The organism is Sulfurimonas sp. (genome assembly GCF_023228785.1).
Classification (GTDB): domain Bacteria; phylum Campylobacterota; class Campylobacteria; order Campylobacterales; family Sulfurimonadaceae; genus Sulfurimonas.
This window is the reverse complement of sequence record NZ_JALOAN010000026.1, coordinates 1-20161: the sequence shown is the minus strand read 5'-3', so window position 1 is coordinate 20161 and position 20161 is coordinate 1. Positions and strand designations below refer to the sequence as shown.

Sequence of the window (20161 nt, the reverse complement as noted above, 5' to 3'; positions counted from 1 at the left end):
GTATAATCATTCATCATTTCAAAGGAGATCGTATGATCAAAACTTTATCGTCAATCGCGTTAGCTGGATTAGTAGCTGCAACAATTACAGGGTGTGGTGCTACGCCAGAAACAAAGGAAGAGGTTTTTGATAACCGTTGTAAAGTAGAAAATGTATTAGCTCCACAATGGGCATGTGTACCTATGGTTGAGGGTGCTTACGCTGGTGTTGGTATAGCTGCTAAGAGTGCAGCTGGTATGGGTCATATGAGAAGAGTTGCTCTTGCAAATGGTCGCTCAGATCTAGCTCAACAAATCAAAGCTCAAGTTAAAGATAAGGTAGAGACTTTTACTCGTACAACTGGAGTAGGCGATAGCGAAGTTGTAGATCAAGTAAATACTGCAGTATCAAAGCAAGTTGCAAAAGTTGATCTCGCTGGTTCAAAAGGTGTTGATATGTGGACTGCTCCATCGGGTGCTATCTATATGTTAGTAACAGTCCCAGAAGCTACAGTAAATGGCGAAGTAAAGCAAGCAGTTAAGACTAGCTTTAAAAATGACGAAGCTCTGTGGCAACAATTTCAAGCAAAAAATGCTCTTGAAGGTTTAGAAAAAGAGTTTCCAACTGATTAATGAAAAAACTTTTTAGCTCTATATTTGTGCTATTTATTTTAGCAGGTTGTATCTCACAACCTGCTCCTACAAGGGCAAATATCACTCCATCATGGATAATAAATCCAAATCAAAATGATAAAATAGGTGCTGTCGGTAGTTCTATGATAACTTATGATCAAAAGAGATCTACTCAAAGAAAACTAGCAATTACAAGAGCCTTGGATGAACTTTCACTTCAAAGAGGTGTCAAAGTGCAGATGAAATTGACTAAAGAAGAGAGTTACAAAAATGGTAGTGGAACTACTAGCATAAAAGAAAAAGCTAATTACTCTGCAAATACAGAGATTACTGCACATATAGAAGATGTTTATGAAGATAAAATATCTGGAGAACTCTTTATATGGATGGTCATAGACTAAGAGTTCTCACAACCCCGCTTTATTTTGGATATAATTTCATAAATTTATCTTCCTTCACTACATAAGGCACAAAACTCATGAAAAAAATCGCAATTATCGGTCGTCCCAATGTTGGAAAAAGCTCACTTTTTAATCGTTTAGTAAAAAAAAGAGATGCTATTACATCTGACATAGCTGGAACTACAAGAGATATAAAACGAAGAAACGCCATTATCATAAACAAACAAGTAGAACTTTTAGATACTGGCGGGCTTGATAAGGGCTGCGAGTTATTTGACAAGATAAAAGAGATGTCACTAAAAGCTGCTTATATGGCTGACATTATTCTTTATGTGGTAGATGGAAAGAGTATCCCAGAAGAAGAGGATAAAAAACTCTTTTATGAGCTTCAAAACTTAGGAAAAGATGTAGCCCTAGTTGTTAACAAGATAGACAACGACAAGATGAAAGATAATCTTTGGGATTTTTATGAGTTTGGAACTGATGCTATCTTTGGAATCTCAGTTTCACACAATAGAAACACGGTAGAACTTTTAGAGTGGATAGCTTCTTGTGTGCCAGATAGTGATATTGTAAAAGAAGAGGGTGAAGAAGATGATGTAAGAGTTGTTGAAGAAGACGCCATCGATGATGATGAATTTTTCGCACAACATTCTCATGAAGATCAAGATAGCGATGAGTATATTTACTGGGATGAAGAAGAGGTAGAAGATGACTCTATTTTTGCAAATAACGACCTTATAAAAGAGTATGATGAAGATGATGTAAACCACATAAAGATAGCAATAATTGGGCGAACAAATGTTGGAAAAAGCTCACTTTTAAATGCACTCTTAGGCGAAGAGCGTTCAGTTGTAAGCAGTGTAGCTGGAACTACTATAGATCCAATTGATGAGACTGTAGACTACAAGGGTAAGCAGCTCACTTTTGTCGATACTGCAGGTCTTAGAAGAAGGGGTAAGATTTTAGGTATTGAGAAGTACGCTCTTATGAGAACTACTGAGATGCTAGAAAATGCAAATATGGCACTTATAGTTTTAGATGCAAGCGAGCCTTTTTTAGATCTTGATGAGAAAATAGCAGGACTTGTTGATAGTAACCGTCTAGCTTCTATCATAGTTTTAAACAAGTGGGATATCTCAAAAAGAGATGAACATGATAAGATCATAAGAGAAGTTAGAGATAGATTTAAATTTCTTGCATATGCACCCATCATAACACTATCTGCAAAGTCACATCAAAGAGTAGATAAGCTTCACGATATGATCTTAGAGATAAATGAAAACTACTCTCAAAGAATACCAACATCAAAGATAAACGAAGTTATAGAAAAAGCTCTAAGACGACATACTCTTCCAAGTGTAAGCGGACAAGTTATCCGAATTTACTATGCAACTCAGTATGAGACAAGACCACCAAAAGTAGCCATCATTATGAATAAACCAAGCGGATTACACTTTACATATAGAAGATACTTAACAAACAAACTAAGAGAGGCTTTTAACTTTACTGGAACACCACTACTTTTTAAAGCGAAGAAAAAGGGCGAAAAGTAATACTCTTGCAACTATTACTCAACGCTTTTGTGATTAAGAGTCTAGCGCTTCTAAGTCTTTTATAGACATCTTGCCGTGATCTACTATCTTAGTATGAAGACGACGAAGTGCTTTTAATGTTCTCTCAGATGCTAAGTCAATAGCTGTTTCTAAATCTTCATCAGACTGATTTATAATAACTGGCTCATTGTGAGCTATGCGAATATCAAACTCTACAGAGATTCCTTTTTTTTCAGTCTTAACCATAACATTTACACTTGTAATATCAAGTGAATATTTTCTAAATCCTTCGACCGCTGACTCTATAAGAGCTTTGTTGTTATCACTAAGTTTTACATCTTTTGAACGAATTTGTACACCCATTATATATCCTTTGTTTGTAGCCATTGACGACCTTATATCTGTGAAAATAATAGCCAAATAAAGCTGAGACTGCTATAATAATGCTAAAAAAATAGGATTTTATAAGATGAGAGTATTTACAGGGATTCAGCCATCAGGAGATTTGCATATAGGTAATTACTTTGGATCTATAAAGCAAATGGTAGATGCACAAGATAGCAGTGAAACTTTTGCTTTTATAGCAAACTATCATGCGATGACAAGTGTAAGCGATGGAGAGAGGTTAGCAAAACTTACAATGCAATGTGCAACTGACTTTTTAGCACTAGGGATAGATCCTAACAGATCAACATTTTGGATACAGTCAGATGTAAAAGAAGTACTAGAGCTTTACTGGATCTTGTCATCTTTTACTCCAATGGGACTTTTAGAGCGTGCACATAGTTATAAAGACAAAACGGCAAAAGGCATAGCTGCAAATCACTCTCTTTTTTCTTATCCTGTGTTGATGGCTGCAGATATTTTGATCTTTGCTTCAGATGTAGTGCCAGTTGGTAAAGACCAGATCCAACACGTTGAGATGGCAAGAGACATAGCCATAAAATTTAACAACGCTTATGGAGATATTTTTACCATTCCAGAGTTTCGCATTCAAGAAGAAGTTCAAACAGTTCCTGGCATTGACGGACAAAAAATGTCAAAGAGTTATAACAATGTTGTAAATATCTTTGGAGATGAAAAAGAACAGTTAAAGACAATTAAAAAAATAGTGACAGAAAATGTAGCTTTGCAAGAGCCAAAAGAGTTTGAAAACTGTAATGTTTATAACATGGCAAAACTCTTTTTAAAGGGCGATGAACTACTAGATCTACAAGCAAGGTACACAAGAGGCGGAGAAGGTCATGGTCACTTTAAACTCTATCTTGGCGAAGTTATTTGGGAGTATTTTAAAGAGCAAAGAGAAAAAAGAGCTTACTACGAGGCTCATCAAGATGAAGTAAGAGAGATCCTAGATCTAGGGGCATCAAAAGCAAGAGCTGTTGCACTTCCTATGATTGAGAAGATTAGAGAAGCAACAGGGATCCCCGCTACAAAAAGATAAGTGAATTTTTTAAATCTCGTGGTTATTCCATGCTTGTATGGCATCTACGAGATTTTCAAAACCGCTTACTCTTCCTATTATAAAGATCTCGTCAAAAACAAAACAAGAGATATTTCCGTTTGGTTCTAGTAAAAACATAGCATTTTCATCTTCTGCTCTTTTATCGGTTGAGAGAACTCTCATACCGTCAATGCTGTCGTGGATAGTTGGTATATCGTCATATTCAACATCTATTAATTTTTTGCCATCACTAAAGTACTCAGCCATCTCTTGCCTTTTTAATTTTGATATAATTTTATAGTTTTTAAGTTAATAAGCCACAAAATTACCTTTAAGTGAAAATATGAAGAAAACTTTTTTTGAGACTATTCGAGTTGTTGATGGAGAACCTTTAAATTTAAAATATCATCAAAAAAGATATGAAAGTGTTTTAGCTTCACTTGATGTAAAAAAGTTTAAAAAGTTTAAAATGTATATAGACCCTCCAAAATATGGACTATATAGATGCAAAATAATTTATGATGCTAAAGATCTGAGTGTAGAGTTTTTTGAGTATAAAAAGAGAGATATAAAAAGCTTAAAAGTAGTTTTTGATGATGAGATCTCATATAAGTATAAGTCAACCTCAAGAGAACATCTTGATAAACTTTTTGCTAAAAGAGGTTTATGTGATGATGTCCTCATAGTAAAAAATTCTTTTATAACCGACACAACTATTGCAAATGTTGCTTTTTATAAAGATGGGCTTTGGTATAGTCCAAAAAAACCTCTACTTTGTGGAACTACAAGAGCAAGACTAGTTGATGAGAAAAAACTGATATTAAAAGATATAAAAATTAAAGATCTTGCAGAGTATTCAGGTTTAGCACTTATGAATGCGATGATAGATTTTGATATAATCACATTAGAAAATTTAAAGGATACTATTTGTTAGAGAGCCTCACAAACAACAAAGAATTTGCACAACTGATGCAAAAACACACACAAGAAGTTATTATTCACTTCTTTAAAGAAGAACAAAATTTTGGAATACTTTGTAAGATAGAAGATGTTGAGTTTTCTCCAGCTCTGCCAAAAGATATCGTCTCTGAATTTCGTCCACTTACACTCTTTTTTTTAGCAGGATATACTTTTGAGACGGCACATATAAAAGATGACTACTTAACATTTGAAGCTGGTTTTGGAGCTGAGAATTTTGGGAGTATCGTAAGCGTACCACTTTATTCCGTTATGCAAATCATAGTTGATGAGACTCCAGTGATGATAAATCTATCAAATCAAAAAATAGAGCAAAAACCTAAAAAAGTAGTGGATAAAAAAGGGGTTGAAGATTCGATGGCATCTTTTCTTTCAAACCCAGAAAATTCTAGGTTTATGAAAGATAAGAAGTAATTATATTTTGTTGAGAGAGAGTAGGTAATTTACAACATTATCTACAAAAGCATCGTGTTTTCTCTCTTTTAGGTAAGCGATGAAGAATTTTCTCTCTATCTTGTAGTTTTTCAGTCTAGCTTCAAAGAGTCTTCCTGATTCTAGTTCTGACTGTATAACATGGCGAGACATGATAGAAACAAGAGGTCTTGGTGCATTTTTGTCTGCATTTAGGATGGACTCTTTTATAGAAGTAGGAGATGCAAGAACTGCTAAAACATTAAAGTTTGCACACTGAACACCCATCTCTTCAAAAACTTCAGATGTAAGTTTTCTAGTATGTGAATCTTCATTTCTACAAATCCAATCAAAATCAAAAAGCTCTTCAGCGGATAATTGTTTTTTTATAGGTTGGTTTGAAAAAAGCACAAGTTCATCTTGAACCCATTCTCTATATATGATACCATCTCTAAAAACAGGTGATTCTATAAGAGCTAGATCTATCTTTTTCTCTTCTAGTTGATCTATAATGTTTGAAGAGAGATCTACATGCATATAGACTTCATTGCCTATTCTTTTTTTGATCTCACCTAAATAATTTGGAAGAACATAGTTTCCAATTGCGTTTGAGCTACCCATGATAAAAGTGAACTCTTTATTTATGATCTTTAGAAGTTCTTTTTCACCACTTACAATAGCTTTGTCAAGTTTTGTAGCAATTCTATATAGATCCTCACCTTCTTTAGTGAGTAGGATCCCGTTCTTTTTTCGCTCAACAATCTTAGTATCAAGATAATCTTCTATGAACTTTATCTGTTGAGTAACTGCAGGTTGAGATATACCTAATTTAGCAGATGCCTTAGAGAAACTCTTCTCTTTTATGACCATTAAAAAAGTCTGTAGTTTGGCAAAATCTTTTAACATAATAATTCCTATAAGTTTAATGAATAGTTAAAATTATAACTCAATATTATAATTATTGCAATAGTTTTGTATAATTTATAAGTATTTAGTTATAATAAACTAAATTAACAATAAACTAGAGCAAAATTACATGCAAAAAATATTTGAAAAACTTAACGAATCACAAAGTCAAGCAGTAAAACAATCAGAAGGTCCCGTGCTTATTTTGGCAGGGGCTGGAAGTGGGAAAACTACAACTATAGTTTCTCGTCTTGCTTATCTTATACAGGTTTTAGGCATCCCAGCATCAAACACTCTAACTCTTACCTTTACAAACAAAGCTGCAAAAGAGATGAGAGAGAGAGCGTTGAGTATGATAGGTGATGCATCTTATCCACCTCTACTTTGTACCTTTCATAAGTTTGGACTGCTCTTTTTAAAGTTTCATATTCACCTTTTAAACAGGCAAAACAACTTTGTAGTAATAGACACAGATGACAAAAAAAGAATTATAAAAAAAATAAACTCAGAAATACCAACTCCACTAATAGCAAGTGAGATCTCAAGATATAAAAACTCACTTCTTACTCCAGACGATGCTTATAAACAAGCCGAATTTTTTAACTATCAGCAGATTGCGAAGATTTATGAAGAGTATGAAACTTACCTAAGAGAAAATAATTTAGTTGACTTTGATGACTTAATAGCCCTTACATATAGACTCTTAGATGAAAACCCAGAACTTGCAGAGGCAACTTCAAAAAAATACAACTACATCATGATAGATGAGTATCAAGATACAAATGAGTTGCAATTAAAGTTGTTGCAAAAACTTTGTACTTCTCATAACAATATCTGTGTTGTTGGAGATGATGACCAAAGTATTTATGGTTGGCGTGGTGCGCATATACGAAATATCATGGAGTTTCATGAAGATTTTGCTGGTACATCTATCTTTAAACTTGAAAATAACTACCGCTCAAAAGAGCCAATCTTAAAAGTTGCAAATGCTCTTATAGAACATAATCGCTCAAGACTTGGCAAAAAACTCATCCCAACAAGAGGTGGTGGCGAGGATGTCACCATTTTAAACTCTTATGATGAAAATGAAGAAGCGAGAAAAATAGCTGCAAATATAAAAAAACTTCTAGACTCAGGTGTTAAGCCAAATGATATAGCGATACTTTACCGTGTCAATGTTTTAAGCCGTTCCATAGAAGAAGGGCTTAACCGTTCAAGAATAGCTTACAAATTAGTTGGTGGTTTAAGATTTTATGACAGAGCAGAGATAAAGGATCTTATAAGCTACATACGAATCATTACAAATTTTCATGATGATTTCTCTTTTAAAAGAGTTGCAAACAAACCAAAGCGAGGCTTAGGAAAAGCTAGTATAGAAAAGATAGAGCTAGCAGCTCACTCTGCATCTTCTTCTATCTATGAGTATATCAAAACTGCATCACTAGCTGAGCTTGAGGCACTTGTAAAAAAGAAAAATGCAAAGACTCTAAAAGATTTTATAAAAAACCTTGAAGAAGTCTCTAGAGTTGCAACAGAGTCAACTTATGAGTTTATAGATGTTTTAGAAGAGACATTTAAGCTCAAAAACATCTATGCTGGCATGGTTGATGAGGCTGAGAGAGTTCTGAATATGGATGAATTTTATGGACTCTTTCGTGACTTTGTTAAAAAATCCCCAGAGTCAGGTTTAGATGAGTTCTTAAATGAGCTAACACTTCAAAGCGAGCAAGATCAAGTGGAGGGTGAGAGCATCTATATGATGAGTATTCACGCTTCAAAAGGGCTAGAATTTGACCATATCTTTATTATAGGACTTGAAGAGGGATTTTTGCCTCTTGTTGGTGATGGAAGCGACTTAGAAGAAGAGAGACGACTCGGTTATGTCTCTTTTACAAGAGCAAAAGAGACTCTTACGCTCTCTCACGCACTAAGCAGATTTTACAAGGGAAGAAGAAGTGACTTAGAGAAGAGTAGATTTTTCAATGAGTCTGGACTTTGTGAGGGTTCACTAAAGTTAGAGAAAAATACAGCCTTTAAAAAGGGAGATCTCGTTCGTCATAAAATCTTTGGAACAGGTAGAGTTACAGGTGTGGCAAAGAGTGGAAGAGAGTTTAAACTAAACATTAACTTTGCAGGCACTTCAAGAGATATTCTTGCATCTTTTGTAGAGAGACTATGAATAGACTCTTTGTAGCTTACAAACCTGCAGGGACTAGCTCTAATTTTTTTCTAACTAAACTAAAACGAAAGTACAATAACAAAAAAGCAGGTTTTTCAGGAACGCTTGACCCTTTTGCAAAAGGTGTTTTGCTTGTTGGTTTTGGCTCGCACACAAAGCTCTTTCGTTTTTTAAACAAAACTCCCAAAAAATACCGTGCCACACTTTGGCTAGGTGCTAGATCTGACTCTTTAGATACTGAGATGATTGATAATGTTGAGATTTTGGATGAGTTATCAGAGATAAGAGTTCGAGAAGTTGTAGAGTCATTAAAGGGAGATCTAGAGTATGAACCACCTATTTTTAGTGCAAAACGCATAAATGGGCAGAGAGCTTATGATCTAGCTAGATCTGGTAGAGAATTTAGTTTAAACAAGATCAACTCTACTATTTATGAGACAAAGCTAATAAGCTATTGTCATCCATTTGTGACTTTTGAAGCTACGGTTTCAGAAGGAACTTATATTCGCTCACTTGGACGCATAATAGCTCAGAGCTTAGGCGTGTCAAATGGAAGTCTTAGCGCTTTAGAGAGGTTAAATGAAGGGCAGTTTATTTATGAAGATGAAAAAGCTCTAGATATTAAAAAATCTCTTAACATTCCTCAAAATTTCTACTTAGGTGATAGTGATAATCTCAAATATGGAAGAGTTCTTGCTTTAGAGGATCTAAAGATGCAAGAAGATGGATACTATTGGCTTGATAATGGCGATAATATATCTGTTATAAATGTAATAGACAAAAGTGTCAAATATGAATTAGGCAGGATATACACATGTTAGTATTAGCTAGAAAGCTCGACGAGTCAATCATAATCGGGGACAATATAAGTATAAAAGTTATATCAATAGAAAAGGGTGTTGTGAAGCTTGGCATCGACGCTCCACGAGATGTAGATATCATTAGAAATGAACTTATAGAAGATATAAAAGATTCAAATATAGCAGCTTCAAAAGAGCAAAATGTAACTGACCTAAATACCCTTAGTAAGATTTTAAAAAAGTAAAAAGATGAAGATCTATAGAGCATATGCTAAGGTAAATATCTTTTTAAAAATAACAGGAAAAAGAGAGAGCTACCATGAGATAATCTCCCGTTTTATGCGAGTTGATGCTCTTTATGATGAACTCTCTTTTGCTCCTAAAACTAAAGATGGTTTTGAAATTATAGGTGACTTCTCTTGTTCTATAGAGCAAAACACTATATATAAAGCCTACAAAGCTCTTATAAACGCAATTTCATCAGAATCACTAGAAAAATTGATGCGAACTTATGCCATAAAAGTTGATAAAAATATCCCAGCATTTGCAGGACTTGGTGGTGGAAGTAGTGACGCGGCAACTTATCTTAAGATGTGTAATGAAGTACTGCACCTTGGTCTTAGCAACAATGAACTAGCAAAAATTGGTGCTAAGGTTGGTGCTGATGTCGCCTTTTTTGTTTATGGATATGATAGTGCCAATGTTAGTGGTGTTGGCGAAATTGTAGAAGAGTTTAAAGAAGATATTTTAGAGTTTGAGATCTATACTCCTAAAATAGAGATCAGCACACAAAAAGTTTACAAAAGCTATAGAGAAAATTTTTACTCTCCTCTAGATGGATTTGAGATTTATGAGTTAAAAAATCAAAGTTCGAAAGAAGTCTTACAAAGAATGAATATAGGTGAAGCAAATGACCTTTTTAAACCAGCGATACATGAGTACAAAGAGTTAAAAGAGCACTATAGAACAGGATTTCATTTTAGTGGAAGTGGAAGTAGTTTTTTTAGGGTAAAAGAAAAAGTCTAATCTAAAGCTTTAATAATAGATGATAAGATATCAAAAATATATTTGTAAAAAAGGATAGTCATGGGCGAAACCATAGCAAAAAATAAAAAAGCCTATTTTGATTACTTTTTAGAAGAGAAATTTGAAGCGGGTTTAGTTCTAAGTGGAAGTGAAGTAAAAGGCATCCGTGCAAAAAGAGTAAATCTAAAAGATAGTTTCATCCGTTTTGTAAAGGGTGAAGCATATCTTTTTAACGCTCACATAGGAAGATTAGAGACTACTCATCACTACTACACTCATGAAGAGAGAGGCAATAGAAAATTACTTTTGCATAAAAAAGAGATATTGAAGATGAGAAAAGCTGTGGAGAGAGATGGCTACACAATCGTCCCTTTGCAACTCTACTTTAATGCAAGAAACTTAGTAAAGATACAAATCGCTATTGCAAAAGGTAAACAGCTTCATGATAAAAGAGAAGATTTAAAACAAAAAGATATGAAGAGAGATGTCCAAAGAGCCATCAAGGAGTTCAAGTGAGATACTTAACGCTCTTTATACTTTTTGCATCTATGTTGTATTCTCTAAACATAGAGATGCCACAAAAAAGCGTTACAAATGGGAAAACAGCACTTTTAGAGTTTGAAAAGCAAGATGGAATCTTGTATGAAAAACTCATTTTAGATAAAAAAGAGTATAAGGTTTATGAACATCCACGAGATGTAAAAAAGTTTTACGCACTTATTCCCATCAATTATTATGAAAAACCATCTAGTAAAACTATTAAACTTTTTTATAAGCAAGATGCAAAAGAGATGAGCAAAACAATACCTCTAGAAGTAAAAGAGGGGATTTACAAAAAAGAGACATTAAAAGTACAACAATCAAAAGTCACATTAAGTCAAAAAGATAAAAGAAGAGCAGAAAAAGAGTACGCTGAGGCTATGAAAGTTTATAACACTTTAACTCCAAAGAGTTATATCTCATCTAAGTTTATAGCTCCGATGCAAAGCAAGATAACTAGTGAATTTGGAAAGGCTAGAGTTTACAATGACACACTAAAGGGCTATCATAGTGGAACTGACTATAGAGCAAGCGTTGGAACTCCTATTGTGGCTAGTAATGATGGAGTTGTCGCCTTAGTTAAAGATAGATTTTACTCAGGAGGAAGCGTTGTTATAGATCATGGGCAGGGGATCTATACATGCTATTTTCATATGAGCAAGTTTGATGTTAAAAAAGGTCAAGCTGTGAAAAAAGGGGAGCTTATTGGTTTATCAGGAAAGAGCGGAAGAGTTACAGGTCCGCATCTTCACTTTAGTGCTAGAGTAGCATCCGAGCAAGTAGATCCACTTCAACTTATAGAACTGCTAAACAAAAACTTGTTTTAAATTTATGAAATAAAATTAAGGAAATATATAAATGACAACACTACAACTTTTAATGCTACTAGCTTCAGGTTTTTTCGCATTTAAAATCTTTCAACATGTTCAAACACTTCAAGATCCAGAAGAACAAAATAACAACACAAACCAAGTTGAGCAAAAAACTGCTAAAACATTCTCTCCTTTTGATCCAGAAGCTTTAATAGAAAAAGCAGATGAGGCTTACGAGCAAAAAGATTATCAAAAAGCGTTGGCTCTTCTCATTGAAGCAAATGCAAAAGAGTCAAACAACCCAGATATACTCTTTAAAATAGGATATATTTTTCAGCTTATTGATGATACTACAGAAGCACTAAACTACTACAAAGAAGCTCTAGAAGTAGATAAAAACAATGAGTATATTCATAATTCTATTGCCTCTGCATATAGAGCAAGAGGCGAGTTTGCTTCTGCTAAACTTCATCTTGAAGCGTCTCTATCTTTAGATGGTACAAATCCTATCACTTACTACAACTTTGGAAATCTTTTAGTAGATATGAAGCACGTTGATGAAGCAAAAGAGATGTATAAAAAAGCACTAGATCTTGATGGAGACTTTGCCGAGGCAAAAGAGGAACTGGAGAAACTTTAGATGAAAATATCGCAAATATATGAATTTTTAGATAATTTATCGCCATTTGAACTTCAAGAATCGTGGGATAATTCAGGACTTCTCTTAGGAGACTTTAACCAAGAAGTTAAAAGGGTAATGTTAAGTATAGATGTTGATGAGGCTTTGATAGACACAATGCAAGAGGGGACTCTTCTGATAACTCATCATCCACTTATATTTGGTGGACTAAAGCAGTTGGAATTTAACAAATATCCTGCAAATCTCATCCAAAAAATGATACGAAAAAATATCTCAAATATAGCGATGCATACGAACTTTGACCAAACACATCTAAATGAATATGTAGCAACTGAGATTTTAGGTTATGAGATAGCACAAAAAGATGGTTTTGTAGCTTATCTTGATGTTGATGAAAATTTTGATAGTTTTGCAAAAAAAGTAGCGCTTGCCTTTGGACTTCCTCATGCAAAATGCGTAAAAAGTTCACAAAGAGTAAAAAGAGTAGCACTTACTACAGGTTCAGGATGTTCACTTCTCAAATCTATAGATGCTGATTGTTTTTTAACTGGTGATGTGAAATATCACGATGCCATGGAGGCTATGAGCATAAATCTCTCGCTTATTGACATAGGACATTTTGAGAGCGAACGCTTTTTTGCACAAATTTTACACGAGCATTTGAAAATTTTAGGTTTAGAAGCTATAATTTCATCATCTAAGAACCCGTTCACATATATTTAATCCAAAAGGAGACCAATGAACCAGCACCTTAAACAACTAATAGATCTATCTTTTATAGATAAAGAGATTGACGCTTTTGAACCTCAGATAGAAGAGGCTAACTCTAAGTATGAAGCTGCACTTGCAAAAAAACAAAGTATTGATACAGATATTGAAAATTTAAGCAATGAAATAAAAGCAGAAGAGTTAAAAAGACAAAAAAATGAAATTCATTTAAAAGAGCTTTCTGCTAAACTTCAAGACAACACTAAAAAAAGTTCTGAGATTAAGACTGAGAGAGAGATGAAATCTCTTCAACTAGAAGAAGAGATAGCAAAAGAGCAAATTTCTTTTGCTAATGAAGAGATTGAGAGACTTGAGAGAATCATCGCCTCAAAAAAAGAACAAGTTGAATCTGCAAAAGCATCTTTAGCAGAGATAGATTCAAACTTAGAGTCGGTAAAAGCAGAGGTTGATGAAAAACTAAAAGTAATCAACAAAGAGAGACAAGAGGTTTTTGTTCAAAAAGAAAAGCTTCTCTCTACTACAAACCAAAAAGGTTTAGCTTTTTATCAAAAAATCCGTCGTTGGGCGAAAAATTCTACAGTTGTAAGAGTAGAAGAAGAAGCTTGTATGGGTTGTAATATGTTGCTTAGTGATAAGATTTTAGCAGATGTTATCAAAGCTGATGAGATTATCACTTGTCCTCATTGTGGTCGAATCTTGCATATAGAAGAATCAGCTAACGAGTAGGGCTTGAACCCTTTTCTCCTTCTCTATTATGTTCTAAGTGTGGTGCTATATCTCATAGCGTTGCCACTCTTAGTCTATCTATCTTTTAAACAAAAATATAAAAAGTCAATTCCAGCACGATTTTTTCTCTTTAATAATCCTAAGTTTGAAAAAGAAGATGGGATCTGGTTTCATGTCTGCTCACTAGGTGAAGCAAAGGCATTAAAGCCAATCTTAGAACTTGTAAAAACAAAAGATATAAAGATAACTACCATTACACAAACTGGTCAAAATGAAGCAAAAAAATATGACGCAGATGTTAGATTTTTACCATATGAAATGTTACTTCCATTTTGGATAAAAAAACAAAAATTCTTAGTGGTCTTAGAAGCAGAATTTTGGTATATGCTCTTTGTAATGGCTAGAAGAAGAGGAACGAGAGTTGTGATGTTAAATGCTCGTATCTCAGATAAGAGTGTTAACAAATATCTTCAATTTGCATGGTTTTATAAAAAACTCTTGGCAAATGTTGAGATGATCTATGCACAAAGTGAAGTTGATAAAAACCGTTTTTTAGCACTAGGAGCTAAAAATATTGAGGTGATTGGAAATATCAAACTGGCTGGAAAAATTAGCAAAACAAAAGAGTATCAAAAATCGCGTCAAGAGACTATAGTAGCAGCAAGTACGCATGAAGGTGAAGAAGAGTCGATACTAAAGTCATTTGTTGAGTATAAAAAACAGGTAGATGCGAAGCTTATAGTAGTTCCTAGACATCCTGAGCGGTTTGTTGGTGTTTATGAACTACTAAAAAAGTATGCAAAAGAAAACTCCTTTAGTCTTTCTAAATTTTCAGAGATTCAAAATTTTGAAGCTGAAATAGTTTTAGTAGATGCAATGGGCGAGTTAAACAATATTTATAATATTTCAGATATCGCTATAGTTGGCGGAGCTTTTAGGAAAGATGTAGGTGGGCACAACCCGCTTGAGCCCGCTTTTTTTGGATGTAAAATTATAACTGGAAAACATTTCCACGACCAAAAAGAACTTTACAAATATGTGCATCATGTTCAATACGTTGAACCTGATGAGATCCACAAAGCTCTAATAGCAACAAAAGATCTACCACCATCAATGGTAGAGCAAAAAATAGACTTAGAACCGATAATAAAGAAGATATTAGAAATAAAATAAATAAACTAAGGAGCCTAACTTGGCTAAAGAAAAAGCGTATAAAATACTATCTCAACAAGAGGGTGTTTCAAACTCTCAAGCAAAATCGATGATAGACCGTGGTTTAGTATATGTGGGAAATAGTAAAGTTGTAATAGCTCGTGGAGAGTTGGATGAGAAGACAATTTTTAGAGTTCAAAAGGTTGAAAAAGCTAAACCTATTTTTGAAAACGATGATATTATTGTTATAGATAAACCTGCATTTGTAAATTCAGATGAGATAGAGAGACAGTTTAAACCAGCAGTTTTGCTTCATAGACTAGATCGTGAGACAAGTGGAGTGTTGATGCTTGTTAAAAATGAAGAGTTTAGACAAAAAGCTATAACTGAGTTTAAAAAAGACAATGTTTATAAAGAGTATATTGCATGGGTTGAGGGGATCATTAGCGAACCTATAGAGGTTGATAAGCCAATTTTAACTCAGAAAAAAAATAATAAAGCCTACTCAAATGTATCATCTAAAGGAAAACCAGCAAGAACCGAGATAACTCCAGATCTAGTAAGTGCAAATAAGACAAAGATTAACTGTGTGATCCATCATGGAAGAACTCACCAGATAAGAACACATCTTCGCTACATCGACCACTCAATTATCGGAGATGAGCAGTATGGCGGAAGAAGAGCCAAAAGAGTTATGCTTCATGCTTATAAAGTTAGAATTCTTGGAATGGAATTTGTAGCACCTGAGCCTAAGGTTTTTATAGACTTTGAATAGTTCTGATTTGGCTGGAAAAAATCTTTCTTGGAAGGTCTATATCTTAAAATGTTCAGATGACACTCTATATACAGGAGTTACAAACGACATAAATAGACGATTAAAAGAGCACAGCACTTCAAGTCTTGGTGCAAAGTATACAAGATCTAGAAGACCAGTTGAGTTAGTTTATTTTGAGAGTTGTGATGATAAAGTACGCGCCATGCAGAGAGAATACGCTATAAAACAGTTCACACGTAAAGAGAAATTAGAGCTAATCTCTAGTGCAGGCAAAGATTAAATAAACCAAAAGACCTAATTCGCTATAATCGCCAAAATTATATAAAAAACAATGAGGCATTTTATGTTTGATACACTAACTAACTCTTTTACTGCAGCGATAAAAAAAATTCGCACATTTGATGATGAAAAAGCTCTCGCAAAAGCTTTGGTTGAACTAAAAAAATCACTCCTAAAAGCAGATGTAAACCACAAAGTTGTAAAACAACTCATAGATGAAGTGGGCATAGAGACAAGAAAGGGCGATATAGGAAAAGATCAATTTCTCGAAGCTCTAAGACTTACTCTACATAAACTTTTAGAAGTAGGTGGAAACAAAGGCTTTGTTTTTGCACCAAATCCGCCAACTGTTATACTTATGACAGGACTTCAAGGTTCAGGAAAGACAACAACTACTGGTAAACTAGCTTACTACTTAAAGTCTAAACAAAAAAAAGTTCTTATTGTTGCAGCTGACTTACAAAGACTCGCAGCTGTAGAGCAACTTCGTCAAATTACAGCTCAAATAGAAGTAGAATTGTATGAAGATGAGGCTACTAAAAATCCTGTAGAAGTTGTAAGAGGAGCTTTAAAAAAAGCAAAAAGTGGGATCTATGATGTAGTTCTTATAGATACAGCTGGTCGTTTAGCAATTGACGATGAGCTTATGGATGAGCTCAAATGTGTAAAAGAAGCGGCAAAACCAAATGAGATTTTTTATGTAGCTGATTCAATGACTGGTCAAGATGCGGTAAAAACTGCAACTACATTTAAAGAAAAAATTGGCATCGATGGCGTTATTCTCTCAAAATACGATGGTGATTCAAAGGGTGGTGTTGCTCTAGGACTCTCTTCTCAAGTTGAAGTTCCACTTCGTTTTATAGGAAGTGGCGAGAAGATGCAAGATCTAGAAGTCTTTTTACCAGATCGCGTAGTAAACCGTCTTATGGGCTTTGGAGACATTGAAGGACTGGCTGAGAAAACTGCTGGTGCGATTGATGAGAAACAAGCAAAAAAACTTACAAAAAAGATACAAAAAGGGAAGTTTAACTTCAATGACTTTTTAGAGCAGATGGAGAGCATGAAGAAAATGGGTAGTATGAAGTCTCTCATGGGAATGATTCCTGGTATGGGCAATATGTCAAAAGCTCTAAAAGATTTTGATATGGAAAACTCAAGTGAGTTAAAAAATATCAAATCAATGGTATCTTCAATGACTCTAAAAGAGAGAGAAAACCCAGATCTACTAAACAACTCTAGAAAAGGGCGAATAGCAAAAGGTTGTGGTTTAGAAATTGTAGAGATCAACAGAATGATAAAACAGTTTAAAAATGCAGGGAAGATGGCGAAGAAATTTTCTGGTAAAAATGGTATGAGAGATCTGCAAGCAATGATGGGGCAGATGGGTGGAGGAGCTGGAGCACTTCCAAGATAAAATAAAAATGATTTACATTTAAGTAAAAAAAAGGTAAAATTCCACCATCGTAATAACTTCTAAAATAATCCCTCTGTGATTAGAAGGTATCTTGAGAATTTTCAAGATATAAGACGCATATCGAGAAATCAATGATTTACTCGACGGCGGTAAGAGGCACAATAAAACTACTTCTTTGTACATTTTATTCTGCAAAAACCTCCAAAAAAACCAAAACATAACAGATGAAGAAATTTCACTGTAACAAGGAATTTAAGTATGACAGTAATTAGACTTACTCGTATGGGAAGAAAGAAACAGCCATTTTACCGTATCGCGGTAACAGATAACCGTAAAAGAAGAGATGGTGGTTGGATTGAATTAATTGGACACTACAACCCAATGAATGATGAGAAGACTTTAGTTGTTGATAATGAAAGACTTGATTACTGGGTGAGCGTTGGTGCTCAAATGAGTGATCGTGTTAAAAAGATAACTGGTCGTTAATTATGATTTGTGATTTTGTCGCAGAGTTTGCGAAACTTATAGCTACCTACCCAGAAGATATAAAAGTACAAACAAAGCAAGGCGATGAAATTACAGAGATAGTTCTTTATGCTAACCAAGCTGATGTAGGTAAGCTCATCGGTAAAGAAGGCAAAATGATTGGTGCTATAAAAACTGTCATTTCTGGCTGCAAAGCAAAAGATGGTGTAAGCTATAAAATCAATGTCGAACCAATTTAAAGAACCTAGACTTCATATCGCTACAATCGGCAAAACTGTTGGTATAAAAGGCGATATGAAGTTTCATGACCATTCAGACTTTCCCGAACAGTTTCAAAAAAACTCTACTTTTTTAACAAATAAAAACTCTAAACTTACCCTAAGTGAAGTAAACCATGAAAAAGGGCTTATTAAAATAGCTGGTGTAAATAGTGTTGAAGATGCAAAAAAGTTTACAAATATAAAGCTCTATACCACAAGAGACGAAACAAGAAAAAACTGCCACTTAGATGAGGGAGAATATTTTTGGTTTGACTTAGAAGGTTGCGTGGTTTATGAGAACGGCAAACTTTTAGGTCTTGTCGATGAAGTGCAAAGGATAACTATAAATAATTATCTTTTTGTAAAAACATCGCAGGAGCTTATTGATGTTGGACATGTAAAGAGTTTTTTGATTCCATTTCATAAGCCATTTGTTGTAAGTACTGATATTGATAAAAAAAGCATTATCGTAGATGGTGCGATGGATATTCTAGAAGCTTCATAATGAACTTTACCTTTGTAACGCTTTTTAAAAACATAGTAGAAGGTTACTTTAGTGACTCTATACTAAGAAGAGCGATTGAAAAAGATATCATTAAGATAAACTACCTAGATCCTAGAGAGTTTAGTGATAACAAGCACAATAAAGTAGACGATAGTGCAGTTGGTGGTGGAGCTGGGATGGTTATGAACCCTCAACCACTATTTGATGCACTATTGGATTTGAAAAAACAAGATGAAGAAGTTCATATAGTTTTTTTAACCCCAGTGGCAAAGCCATTTATTCAAAATGATGCTAAAAGGCTTTCTAAAAAATCCCATGTAGCCTTTGTGAGTGGAAGATATGAGGGGATCGACGAGAGAGTTATAGAAGAGTTCGCAGATGAACTCTTCTCTATTGGAGACTATATCTTAACAGGTGGAGAACTTGCATCTCTTGTGATGTGTGATGCGATAAGTAGAAATGTTGATGGAGTACTTGGTAATAGTGAGTCTTTAGATGTTGAGAGTTTTGAGACTCCTCTTTTAGAAGCTCCGTCTTTTTCTAAACCACAAAACTTCAGAGGGTTTTTTGTCTCATCAGAATATTTAAAGGGAAATCACAGTAAAATTCGCTCACTAAAATTAGCCCTGTCTGAAAGCAAGACCAAATTCTTCAGACCAGAGCAGCTTTTAAAGCACAAAGCTCAATCGCACTAGTGCGATGAGTCTCCTGCTGAAGGAAACCAAGTGTTAATCTAGATGGCGAAATTTTATTCGTCATCTTTTAGAAAAAATGAAGTTTTTTCATTTTACTAGGTACCTCTTGAGGGTGTGAAATAAAATTAAGGAATTAGCTTATGAGAAATAAGTACATAGAAAATTTTGAAAAAGCACAAGTAGCAGAGAAAAATATTCCTGACTTTCGTGCTGGTGATACTGTTCGTTTAGCAGTAACAATTAAAGAAGGTGACAAATCTCGTGTACAAAACTACGAGGGTGTTTGTATTGCAAAGAGAGGACAAGGAACAGGTCAAACTGTAACGGTTCGTAAAATCGGAGCTAATGGCATTGGAATAGAGAGAATCTTTCCAGTATACACTGACTCTATCAACGAGATAACAGTTATTCGTCGCGGTCGTGTTCGTCGTGCGAAACTATTTTATCTTCGTGATCTCGCTGGTAAAAAAGCTCGTATTAAAGAACTTAGAAGAAAATAATCTTCTAAGTCTCTCCACTCTTTACTTTCTCCTCAAATATTTTAAAACTTTCATCAATCCTAAAAACAATCTCTTTAAAAATAAAACTTAAAAAATAATATAGTATTTAGTTTGCTCGACCTAGTATTGTAGATATAAATCCCCTTAACTAAATATAAATATGTTAACTCTTCTGAACCAGTTTAGCTAAATACAAAGAATAAATAGCCAGCTAAAAGCGAGTAATATATATGTAAAAAGCACATAGTAAAAACAAATAAAGAACTTCTTTCATCTTTAAGAAGCGATTAAGCTACAACCCCCTATAATTCCCATCCACAAACAAAGAGACCTTGT

27 protein-coding genes are annotated in these 20161 nt (G+C 34.3%); 24 read left to right on the top strand and 3 right to left on the bottom strand.

Annotated elements, in window-relative coordinates:
- The first annotated feature begins 32 nt into the window (after window positions 1-32).
- The 3 genes from M0Q24_RS07820 (at window position 33) to der (ending at window position 2568) form a co-directional block, all read left to right on the top strand.
- Window positions 33-611 carry an LPP20 family lipoprotein gene (locus tag M0Q24_RS07820; RefSeq protein ID WP_295049283.1) on the top strand — a complete coding sequence of 193 codons (579 nt, stop codon included), beginning with the start codon at window positions 33-35 and terminating at the stop codon, window positions 609-611.
- The gene (locus M0Q24_RS07815; protein WP_295049280.1) at window positions 611-1012 is read left to right on the top strand and encodes a hypothetical protein; all 402 of its coding nucleotides are present in this window, start codon (window positions 611-613) and stop codon (window positions 1010-1012) included. The genes M0Q24_RS07820 and M0Q24_RS07815 overlap by 1 nt, the downstream gene beginning before the upstream one ends.
- A 77-nt stretch (window positions 1013-1089) precedes the next feature.
- A complete protein-coding gene (gene der, locus M0Q24_RS07810) occupies window positions 1090-2568 on the top strand; it encodes a ribosome biogenesis GTPase Der (protein ID WP_295049277.1) in 1479 nt (492 codons plus the stop codon).
- A 33-nt stretch (window positions 2569-2601) separates the two neighbouring features.
- Here the strand turns inward: der and raiA are convergent, their stop codons facing one another.
- Complete coding sequence (gene raiA, locus M0Q24_RS07805; protein WP_295049274.1) at window positions 2602-2931, bottom strand: ribosome-associated translation inhibitor RaiA; 330 nt, start codon at window positions 2929-2931, stop codon at window positions 2602-2604.
- A 106-nt stretch (window positions 2932-3037) separates the two neighbouring features.
- Between raiA and trpS the strand changes: the two genes are divergently transcribed.
- On the top strand, window positions 3038-4012 hold the full coding sequence (gene trpS, locus M0Q24_RS07800; protein ID WP_295049271.1) for a tryptophan--tRNA ligase: 975 nt from the start codon (window positions 3038-3040) through the stop codon (window positions 4010-4012).
- 9 nt (window positions 4013-4021) lie between these two features.
- On the opposite strand, the gene M0Q24_RS07795 is transcribed toward trpS, so the two are convergent.
- Window positions 4022-4279 carry a hypothetical protein gene (locus M0Q24_RS07795; protein WP_295049268.1) on the bottom strand — a complete coding sequence of 86 codons (258 nt, stop codon included), beginning with the start codon at window positions 4277-4279 and terminating at the stop codon, window positions 4022-4024.
- 76 nt (window positions 4280-4355) lie between these two features.
- Between M0Q24_RS07795 and M0Q24_RS07790 the strand changes: the two genes are divergently transcribed.
- Window positions 4356-4946, top strand: coding sequence for an aminotransferase class IV family protein (locus M0Q24_RS07790; RefSeq protein ID WP_295049265.1), 591 nt, complete (start codon window positions 4356-4358; stop codon window positions 4944-4946).
- Complete coding sequence (locus M0Q24_RS07785) at window positions 4940-5404, top strand: hypothetical protein (RefSeq protein ID WP_295049262.1); 465 nt, start codon at window positions 4940-4942, stop codon at window positions 5402-5404. Before M0Q24_RS07790 ends, M0Q24_RS07785 begins: the two co-directional genes overlap by 7 nt.
- Here the strand turns inward: M0Q24_RS07785 and M0Q24_RS07780 are convergent, their stop codons facing one another.
- Window positions 5405-6307, bottom strand: a complete 903-nt coding sequence (locus M0Q24_RS07780) for a LysR family transcriptional regulator (RefSeq protein WP_295049259.1) — start codon at window positions 6305-6307, stop codon at window positions 5405-5407.
- 130 nt (window positions 6308-6437) lie between these two features.
- Here M0Q24_RS07780 and M0Q24_RS07775 point away from each other — a divergent pair, with 130 nt between their 5' ends.
- The 18 genes from M0Q24_RS07775 (at window position 6438) to rplS (ending at window position 19825) form a co-directional block, all read left to right on the top strand.
- Window positions 6438-8486 (top strand): ATP-dependent helicase, encoded by a 2049-nt coding sequence (locus tag M0Q24_RS07775; RefSeq protein WP_295049256.1) that lies wholly within the window; start codon window positions 6438-6440, stop codon window positions 8484-8486.
- Window positions 8483-9307: a tRNA pseudouridine(55) synthase TruB gene (gene truB, locus M0Q24_RS07770; RefSeq protein ID WP_295049253.1), complete on the top strand. Its 825-nt coding sequence runs from the start codon at window positions 8483-8485 to the stop codon at window positions 9305-9307. The genes M0Q24_RS07775 and truB overlap by 4 nt, the downstream gene beginning before the upstream one ends.
- Complete coding sequence (gene csrA, locus M0Q24_RS07765) at window positions 9301-9531, top strand: carbon storage regulator CsrA (RefSeq protein ID WP_295049250.1); 231 nt, start codon at window positions 9301-9303, stop codon at window positions 9529-9531. The genes truB and csrA overlap by 7 nt, the downstream gene beginning before the upstream one ends.
- Before the next feature lie 4 nt (window positions 9532-9535).
- The gene (locus tag M0Q24_RS07760) at window positions 9536-10312 is read left to right on the top strand and encodes a 4-(cytidine 5'-diphospho)-2-C-methyl-D-erythritol kinase (RefSeq protein ID WP_295049247.1); all 777 of its coding nucleotides are present in this window, start codon (window positions 9536-9538) and stop codon (window positions 10310-10312) included.
- 60 nt (window positions 10313-10372) lie between these two features.
- Window positions 10373-10828 carry an SsrA-binding protein SmpB gene (smpB, locus tag M0Q24_RS07755; RefSeq protein ID WP_295049244.1) on the top strand — a complete coding sequence of 152 codons (456 nt, stop codon included), beginning with the start codon at window positions 10373-10375 and terminating at the stop codon, window positions 10826-10828.
- Window positions 10825-11679 carry a M23 family metallopeptidase gene (locus M0Q24_RS07750; RefSeq protein ID WP_295049241.1) on the top strand — a complete coding sequence of 285 codons (855 nt, stop codon included), beginning with the start codon at window positions 10825-10827 and terminating at the stop codon, window positions 11677-11679. Before smpB ends, M0Q24_RS07750 begins: the two co-directional genes overlap by 4 nt.
- Before the next feature lie 31 nt (window positions 11680-11710).
- Entirely contained in the window at window positions 11711-12304 is a 594-nt protein-coding gene (locus M0Q24_RS07745) for a tetratricopeptide repeat protein (protein ID WP_295049239.1), read from the top strand.
- Window positions 12305-13027, top strand: a complete 723-nt coding sequence (locus tag M0Q24_RS07740; protein WP_295049236.1) for a Nif3-like dinuclear metal center hexameric protein — start codon at window positions 12305-12307, stop codon at window positions 13025-13027. It abuts the gene before it with no gap.
- Window positions 13028-13042: 15 nt separating this feature from the next.
- The gene (locus M0Q24_RS07735) at window positions 13043-13759 is read left to right on the top strand and encodes a C4-type zinc ribbon domain-containing protein (RefSeq protein ID WP_295049233.1); all 717 of its coding nucleotides are present in this window, start codon (window positions 13043-13045) and stop codon (window positions 13757-13759) included.
- A gap of 3 nt (window positions 13760-13762) precedes the next feature.
- Complete coding sequence (waaA, locus tag M0Q24_RS07730; RefSeq protein WP_295049229.1) at window positions 13763-14932, top strand: lipid IV(A) 3-deoxy-D-manno-octulosonic acid transferase; 1170 nt, start codon at window positions 13763-13765, stop codon at window positions 14930-14932.
- A 19-nt stretch (window positions 14933-14951) separates the two neighbouring features.
- Window positions 14952-15686, top strand: coding sequence for an RNA pseudouridine synthase (locus M0Q24_RS07725; protein ID WP_295049226.1), 735 nt, complete (start codon window positions 14952-14954; stop codon window positions 15684-15686).
- Window positions 15679-15966, top strand: coding sequence for a GIY-YIG nuclease family protein (locus M0Q24_RS07720; protein ID WP_295049224.1), 288 nt, complete (start codon window positions 15679-15681; stop codon window positions 15964-15966). Before M0Q24_RS07725 ends, M0Q24_RS07720 begins: the two co-directional genes overlap by 8 nt.
- A gap of 63 nt (window positions 15967-16029) precedes the next feature.
- Complete coding sequence (gene ffh, locus M0Q24_RS07715) at window positions 16030-17379, top strand: signal recognition particle protein (RefSeq protein WP_295049222.1); 1350 nt, start codon at window positions 16030-16032, stop codon at window positions 17377-17379.
- A 258-nt stretch (window positions 17380-17637) separates the two neighbouring features.
- Window positions 17638-17865, top strand: coding sequence for a 30S ribosomal protein S16 (gene rpsP, locus M0Q24_RS07710; protein WP_295049219.1), 228 nt, complete (start codon window positions 17638-17640; stop codon window positions 17863-17865).
- Between the two features lie 2 nt (window positions 17866-17867).
- Window positions 17868-18104, top strand: a complete 237-nt coding sequence (locus M0Q24_RS07705) for a KH domain-containing protein (protein ID WP_295049216.1) — start codon at window positions 17868-17870, stop codon at window positions 18102-18104.
- Complete coding sequence (gene rimM / locus M0Q24_RS07700) at window positions 18088-18630, top strand: ribosome maturation factor RimM (RefSeq protein ID WP_295049213.1); 543 nt, start codon at window positions 18088-18090, stop codon at window positions 18628-18630. Before M0Q24_RS07705 ends, rimM begins: the two co-directional genes overlap by 17 nt.
- Window positions 18630-19325 carry a tRNA (guanosine(37)-N1)-methyltransferase TrmD gene (gene trmD / locus M0Q24_RS07695; RefSeq protein ID WP_295049211.1) on the top strand — a complete coding sequence of 232 codons (696 nt, stop codon included), beginning with the start codon at window positions 18630-18632 and terminating at the stop codon, window positions 19323-19325. The genes rimM and trmD overlap by 1 nt, the downstream gene beginning before the upstream one ends.
- Window positions 19326-19465: 140 nt before the next feature.
- Entirely contained in the window at window positions 19466-19825 is a 360-nt protein-coding gene (gene rplS, locus M0Q24_RS07690; protein ID WP_295049208.1) for a 50S ribosomal protein L19, read from the top strand.
- The last annotated feature ends 336 nt before the right edge of the window (window positions 19826-20161 follow it).

Excerpts from the sequence above, each read along its gene's own strand:
- M0Q24_RS07820 (WP_295049283.1), top strand. The coding sequence starts at position 33 with ATGATCAAAACTTTATCGTCAATCGCGTTAGCTGGATTAGTAGCTGCA.
- M0Q24_RS07815 (WP_295049280.1), top strand. The coding sequence starts at position 611 with ATGAAAAAACTTTTTAGCTCTATATTTGTGCTATTTATTTTAGCAGGT.
- der (WP_295049277.1), top strand. The coding sequence starts at position 1,090 with ATGAAAAAAATCGCAATTATCGGTCGTCCCAATGTTGGAAAAAGCTCA.
- raiA (WP_295049274.1), bottom strand. The coding sequence starts at position 2,931 with ATGGGTGTACAAATTCGTTCAAAAGATGTAAAACTTAGTGATAACAAC.
- trpS (WP_295049271.1), top strand. The coding sequence starts at position 3,038 with ATGAGAGTATTTACAGGGATTCAGCCATCAGGAGATTTGCATATAGGT.
- M0Q24_RS07795 (WP_295049268.1), bottom strand. The coding sequence starts at position 4,279 with ATGGCTGAGTACTTTAGTGATGGCAAAAAATTAATAGATGTTGAATAT.
- M0Q24_RS07790 (WP_295049265.1), top strand. The coding sequence starts at position 4,356 with ATGAAGAAAACTTTTTTTGAGACTATTCGAGTTGTTGATGGAGAACCT.
- M0Q24_RS07780 (WP_295049259.1), bottom strand. The coding sequence starts at position 6,307 with ATGTTAAAAGATTTTGCCAAACTACAGACTTTTTTAATGGTCATAAAA.
- M0Q24_RS07775 (WP_295049256.1), top strand. The coding sequence starts at position 6,438 with ATGCAAAAAATATTTGAAAAACTTAACGAATCACAAAGTCAAGCAGTA.
- truB (WP_295049253.1), top strand. The coding sequence starts at position 8,483 with ATGAATAGACTCTTTGTAGCTTACAAACCTGCAGGGACTAGCTCTAAT.
- csrA (WP_295049250.1), top strand. The coding sequence starts at position 9,301 with ATGTTAGTATTAGCTAGAAAGCTCGACGAGTCAATCATAATCGGGGAC.
- M0Q24_RS07760 (WP_295049247.1), top strand. The coding sequence starts at position 9,536 with ATGAAGATCTATAGAGCATATGCTAAGGTAAATATCTTTTTAAAAATA.
- smpB (WP_295049244.1), top strand. The coding sequence starts at position 10,373 with ATGGGCGAAACCATAGCAAAAAATAAAAAAGCCTATTTTGATTACTTT.
- M0Q24_RS07745 (WP_295049239.1), top strand. The coding sequence starts at position 11,711 with ATGACAACACTACAACTTTTAATGCTACTAGCTTCAGGTTTTTTCGCA.
- M0Q24_RS07740 (WP_295049236.1), top strand. The coding sequence starts at position 12,305 with ATGAAAATATCGCAAATATATGAATTTTTAGATAATTTATCGCCATTT.
- M0Q24_RS07735 (WP_295049233.1), top strand. The coding sequence starts at position 13,043 with ATGAACCAGCACCTTAAACAACTAATAGATCTATCTTTTATAGATAAA.
- ffh (WP_295049222.1), top strand. The coding sequence starts at position 16,030 with ATGTTTGATACACTAACTAACTCTTTTACTGCAGCGATAAAAAAAATT.
- rpsP (WP_295049219.1), top strand. The coding sequence starts at position 17,638 with ATGACAGTAATTAGACTTACTCGTATGGGAAGAAAGAAACAGCCATTT.
- M0Q24_RS07705 (WP_295049216.1), top strand. The coding sequence starts at position 17,868 with ATGATTTGTGATTTTGTCGCAGAGTTTGCGAAACTTATAGCTACCTAC.
- rimM (WP_295049213.1), top strand. The coding sequence starts at position 18,088 with ATGTCGAACCAATTTAAAGAACCTAGACTTCATATCGCTACAATCGGC.
- trmD (WP_295049211.1), top strand. The coding sequence starts at position 18,630 with ATGAACTTTACCTTTGTAACGCTTTTTAAAAACATAGTAGAAGGTTAC.
- rplS (WP_295049208.1), top strand. The coding sequence starts at position 19,466 with ATGAGAAATAAGTACATAGAAAATTTTGAAAAAGCACAAGTAGCAGAG.